Raw genomic sequence first — 4,290 nt, forward strand, 5'->3', positions numbered from 1 at the left:
AAATCCCTGTCGAATTCCGGCCAGCGTGGTTTAACGGGGCGCCTGAGATCAAGATCACAAGCAGATCAAGATCAAGATCAAGAGCGGCTCGCTTCACATCGTGGTTACCGTCTCCAGATGGCCGGCTTGCCCTTTTTGTAGGAGCGAGCTTGCTCGCGAAAAACTCTGAGGCGCCGCGTTCATTCAGGAAAGCCGCGTTATCGTTGACGTTTTTCGCGAGCAAGCTCGCTCCTACACCCGCTGCACCTGCAGCCCTAATTGTTCATACGCCTGCACATCCGGCGCGTCCCACTCGGTAATCAGCGTATGAATACGGCTGCACGGCGCAACCACAAAGGGTTCCACTGCGCCGAGCTTGTCTGAGGTGGTCACGGCGATGACGTGGGACGCGCTGTCGAGCAAGGCTTGCTTGACGGCCACTTCACCAAAGTGCAGCGAGGTAATGCCTACTTGCGGATGCAGTGCGCAAACCCCGGTGAACAACAGGTCGGCCTTGACGCTCTGGATCAGGCGCACCGCTTCATGGCCGCCGGTGGAGAGGGTGGCTGGGTTGAGTTGGCCGCCGGCCAGGATGATCTTCACATGCGGATGGTCGGCCAGGGCGATGGCGATCATCGGGGATGGCGTGATCACGGTCAGGTGCAGTGTATGGGGCAAGCACTGAGCGATCTGCAAGGTGGTGGAGCCGGAATCGAACAGCACGATCTGGCCGTCTTCAACCCGGCCTGCCGCTACGCGTGCGAGGTGGCGCTTGACCTCGTTGGTCTCGCCGACACGGGTAAAGAAATCCTTGCCGGTATCCTTGGGCCGGGGCAGGGCGCCGCCGTGTACGCGTTGCAACAGGCCGGCGGCGGCGAGTTCGCCGAGGTCGCGGCGGATGGTGTCCTGGGATACGGCGAAATGCTCGACCAACTCGGAGGCGGTGACCTTGCCGTCGCGTTCCAGCAACAACAGAATCTTCTGCTTGCGCAGGGAAGGCAGGTCGATGGCGTGATGGGTGTTGTGCATGTTTGTGCGCTTTATTGCGGGTTTGTGCGAGATTAATCGCCAGCCCATCTAAACGCAACGGCTGGTTGCCCACGCTCCTGCCGGTTACTCTCTGTATTCAGTTCAGGGAGAGGTGACCCGATGCCGTTGATCACAACCATCGAAGACTTACGCAAGCTGGCGCAAAAGCGTGTGCCCCGCATGTTCTACGACTACGCCGATTCCGGCTCCTGGACTGAGAGCACCTACCGCGCCAACGAAACGGATTTTGCACGTATCAAGTTCCGCCAACGGGTGGCGCGCAATATCGACGAACGTTCGATCCGCGCCAGTATGATCGGCCAGGACATGGCCATGCCCGTGGCGCTGGCGCCGACTGGCCTGGCGGGCATGCAGCATGCCGATGGCGAAATCCTCACTGCCCGTGCCGCTGCCGCGTTCGGGCTGCGCTACACCTTGTCGACCATGAGTATCTGTTCGCTGGAAGACATCGCCGAGCATGTCGGCCAGCCGTTCTGGTTCCAGCTGTATGTGATGCGCGACCGCAGTTTTATCGAGCAGTTGATCGAGCGCGCCAAGGCTGCCGGGGTGGATGCATTGGTGCTGACCCTGGATTTGCAGATTCTGGGGCAGCGCCACAAAGACTTGATCAACGGCCTGTCCGCGCCACCCAAGCTGACCCTGCCGAATATCCTCAACATGATGACCAAGCCGCGCTGGGTGATGGGCATGCTGGGTACTCAGCGGCGCGGCTTTGGCAATATCGTCGGGCATGTGAAGGGTGTGGCTGACATGAGTTCGCTGTCGTCGTGGACCGCCCAGCAATTTGACCCGCGCCTGAGTTGGGACGATGTGGCGTGGATCAAAAAGTGTTGGGGCGGCAAGCTGATCATCAAGGGCATTCTCGATGTGGAGGATGCACGTTTGGCGGCCGATTGCGGTGCCGATGCGTTGGTGGTGAGCAACCACGGTGGCCGCCAGCTTGATGGCGCGCCGTCGAGCATCAGCCAATTGCCGACGATTGTCGAAGCCGTGGGCAACCGCATTGAAGTGTGGCTCGATGGGGGGATTCGTTCCGGCCAGGACGTGCTCAAGGCCATGGCGTTGGGCGCCAAGGGCACCATGATCGGCCGCCCGCATTTGTATGGGTTGGGGGCGATGGGCGAGGCGGGAGTGACCAAGGCGCTCGATATCATCGCCCGCGAACTGGACGTGTCGATGGCGCTCTGTGGCTATAAGGATATACGTGAGGTGAATCGCGAAATCCTGTTGCCCGGTACCTTTCCTGGAAGCACGGCTTAAGCAAAAAAAACGTAAAAATATTAAAAGAGTTGTCCACGAAAACCGTGGGTATCTCTGTGGATAACTTTGCGAAGGCCCGGCAGCGTTGGCGATTTCCGCGAAGATCATTATTTGATCAACTTGCATTTCGGGCCAACATGGCCAGGGTTTGCGCTTGACAGCCAAGCGCGAACCCAGTGTCGAAAAGCGTATTTATGAAGCGTTATCGCGGCTTGTGGAGTGGGTCACCACCTGGGCGGGCATCTTTGTGCGCATCAGGTTTTCCAGCGCTTGACCATAGCTGCGCCCGGCCAGGTTCATGCTGTTGTTGTGGCTGGCGCCTGGCACCAGCAACAGGTGTTTGGGCTGCTGCGCGGCTTCGAATAACTGCTGGCTGAAGCGCGGTGGTACGTAGCGGTCGTCAAGGCCGTGGACAACCAGCAGCGGCATGTGGATGTCGGCAATCTTGTCGATGGAATCGAACTTCTGCGACAGCAACCAGCGCACCGGCAATGAGGTGTTGGCAACGGCCGTGGCGACATCCGCCAGGGAGGTGAAGGTGGATTCGATCACCAGCCCGCGCACCGGCAGCGGCACCTGCTTGCCCAGTTCGGCGGCGAGGTCGATGGCGACCGCGCCACCCAGGGAGTGCCCGTAGATCAGACGTTTGCTGGGGTCTGGTTGCAGGGTCTGGAAACGCTCCCAGGCAATGCGAGCGTCCTCGTACACCGTGGCTTCCGAGGGCAGGTCGCCCTGGCTTTGGCCAAAGCCGCGATAGTCGATGGCCAGGACCGAAAAGCCCAGGGCATGCAATTGCTCGATGCGAAACAATTGGCCCGTGAGGTTCCAGCGTACCCCGTGCAAATAGAGGATGGCGGGCGCGTCTTTGTTGGCTGCCGGGTACCACCAGCCATGAATGTTCTGCCCTGCTTTGAAACTGGCGGGCTTGAGTTCAAATTCCTGCACCGCCTTGGGCAGGCCGGTGTACCAACCGGCGGTTCCCGGCTCGATGCGAAACACCAGTTCGCGCTCCTTGTGTTGCAACACGGCGCAGCCGACCGGCAGGCCGACAATCAACACGGCCATGCACAGCCAGACAAACCAGCGCAGGCCCCGGCGAGGTATAGAAGCAGAAGACATGAAGGTTCCAGAACAAAGGTGAAGCACGGGTTTTACCAGATGGCCTGGGCGGGCAGGCATTAATGCGACGGCCGTGACCGATGAAAGTGTTACAGCATTGAACAATCCTCGTGCGGATTGATAGGGTGGACGGCTTGAACCTGCCCCACCTGTAAAGGCCCACACATGAATAACAGCCCCGTGCGCATCACCGCCGAAGAAACCCTCTCGGACAACTGGTACCTGCTGAAGAAATACAGCTTCGACCTGCGCCGTCGCGACGGCAGTTGGCAAGCCCAGACCCGCGAGGTGTATGACCGAGGCAACGGGGCGACCATCCTGTTGTACAACCGCGAACAACGCACGGTGTTGCTGATTCGCCAGTTCCGCATGCCTACTTTCGTCAACGATTACTCCGGCTACCTGATTGAAGCGGCAGCCGGTTTGCTCGACAACGCCAGCGCCGAAGAACGCATCCGCCTGGAGGCCGAGGAAGAGACCGGCTATCGCGTCGGGCAGGTGGAAAAAATCTACGCGGCGTTCATGAGCCCAGGCTCGGTGACCGAGCGGATTCACTTTTTTATCGGCGAATACCAGCCCGGCGACCGAGTGGGGACGGGCGGAGGCCTGGAAGAAGAGGGCGAGGATATCGAGGTGCTGGAGCTGGGCTTCGAGCAGGCGCTGGCGATGGTGCAGAGCGGGGAGATTGTGGATGGCAAGACGATTATGTTGTTGCAGCATCTGGAGCTACGGATGTTGAAAGAGGGGTGGTGAGGTATGCCTTCATGGCAGTCGACACAGATATAACTGATGCGCCGCGATCCAATGTGGGAGCTGGCTTGTCGGGTCGCCGCATCGCTGCGAAGACGGCCTGACAGTCAACACAGTTGGACCGTGTACATA

Annotated in this window: 4 protein-coding genes and 1 pseudogene; 2 read left to right on the top strand and 3 right to left on the bottom strand. The window is 59.7% G+C overall.

The window, feature by feature from the left end; genetic code table 11:
* Positions 1-223 (bottom strand): annotated as a pseudogene (locus DK871_RS28805) (hypothetical protein); the annotation flags it as partial.
* An 8-nt stretch (positions 224-231) separates the two neighbouring features.
* Positions 232-1,008, bottom strand: coding sequence for a DeoR/GlpR family DNA-binding transcription regulator (locus DK871_RS28255; RefSeq protein WP_161907456.1), 777 nt, complete (start codon positions 1,006-1,008; stop codon positions 232-234).
* A 120-nt stretch (positions 1,009-1,128) separates the two neighbouring features.
* On the opposite strand from DK871_RS28255, the gene DK871_RS28260 reads away from it, so the two are divergent.
* A complete protein-coding gene (locus DK871_RS28260) occupies positions 1,129-2,289 on the top strand; it encodes an alpha-hydroxy acid oxidase (RefSeq protein ID WP_161907457.1) in 1,161 nt (386 codons plus the stop codon).
* Between the two features lie 192 nt (positions 2,290-2,481).
* Here DK871_RS28260 and DK871_RS28265 read toward each other — a convergent pair whose 3' ends face one another.
* Positions 2,482-3,408 (bottom strand): alpha/beta hydrolase, encoded by a 927-nt coding sequence (locus DK871_RS28265; RefSeq protein ID WP_161907458.1) that lies wholly within the window; start codon positions 3,406-3,408, stop codon positions 2,482-2,484.
* Between the two features lie 165 nt (positions 3,409-3,573).
* On the opposite strand from DK871_RS28265, the gene DK871_RS28270 reads away from it, so the two are divergent.
* The gene (locus tag DK871_RS28270) at positions 3,574-4,161 is read left to right on the top strand and encodes an NUDIX domain-containing protein (RefSeq protein ID WP_161907459.1); all 588 of its coding nucleotides are present in this window, start codon (positions 3,574-3,576) and stop codon (positions 4,159-4,161) included.
* Positions 4,162-4,290 lie beyond the last annotated feature (129 nt).

This window comes from Pseudomonas sp. L13, assembly GCF_009935965.1.
GTDB lineage: Bacteria > Pseudomonadota > Gammaproteobacteria > Pseudomonadales > Pseudomonadaceae > Aquipseudomonas > Aquipseudomonas lactis.

Excerpts from the sequence above, each read along its gene's own strand:
- DK871_RS28265 (WP_161907458.1), bottom strand. The coding sequence starts at position 3,408 with ATGTCTTCTGCTTCTATACCTCGCCGGGGCCTGCGCTGGTTTGTCTGG.
- DK871_RS28260 (WP_161907457.1), top strand. The coding sequence starts at position 1,129 with ATGCCGTTGATCACAACCATCGAAGACTTACGCAAGCTGGCGCAAAAG.
- DK871_RS28270 (WP_161907459.1), top strand. The coding sequence starts at position 3,574 with ATGAATAACAGCCCCGTGCGCATCACCGCCGAAGAAACCCTCTCGGAC.
- DK871_RS28255 (WP_161907456.1), bottom strand. The coding sequence starts at position 1,008 with ATGCACAACACCCATCACGCCATCGACCTGCCTTCCCTGCGCAAGCAG.